The organism is Methanoculleus sp. MH98A, assembly GCF_000691865.1.
In the GTDB taxonomy this organism is placed as follows: domain Archaea; phylum Halobacteriota; class Methanomicrobia; order Methanomicrobiales; family Methanoculleaceae; genus Methanoculleus.
Map to the genome: position 1 here is coordinate 1 of NZ_JMIO01000215.1, position 544 is coordinate 544.

1 pseudogene is annotated in these 544 nt (G+C 50.6%); it reads left to right on the plus strand.

The features are described from left to right. A pseudogene (locus EI28_RS14550) lies at window positions 1–544 on the plus strand (hypothetical protein); the annotation flags it as partial.

The following is a 544-nucleotide window of genomic DNA, read 5'->3' on the forward strand; positions in this document are numbered from 1 at the left end:
CGGACATTCGTGCCGGGAAAATTTCTGTCCTGGAACTGCAAAACTCCATCGACAAAGTGCCGCAGAGTATCTGCCGAATCTCCGAAGATGGAGACGAGAGTCAAGGGATCAGGTGCTTGCTGGACTTCTCCAGGATCGACGACATGCAAAAGATCATGGCGGTGAAGCACCAGATCCTGCAGATGCAGGATGCGAGTCTTCCCATATCCGCTCTGCTTGCATTCGACATCAGCGCGATGACGGATGCCGAAGTATCGGAGATTATCCAGGGGATGCCGAATGCTACTATCATGACAGTCAACGAGACGATAGTCTCTTTTCGGTCGAATTCACTTGACTTGCTGGACATCAATCTCGCAGATCGCACGATCGTTGAAGATATGGTAAAGAGATTGCTGGAACCGCTCATCCTGTCCTGTCTCGCCCGACCGGTCTCCGGATATGATATTCTGCGCGAGATCAACGAACATTTTCATGTGCTCGTCCCGATGGCCCGGATCTACTCTTATCTCTATGATCTTGAAAAGCGGGATTTCCTTGAAAC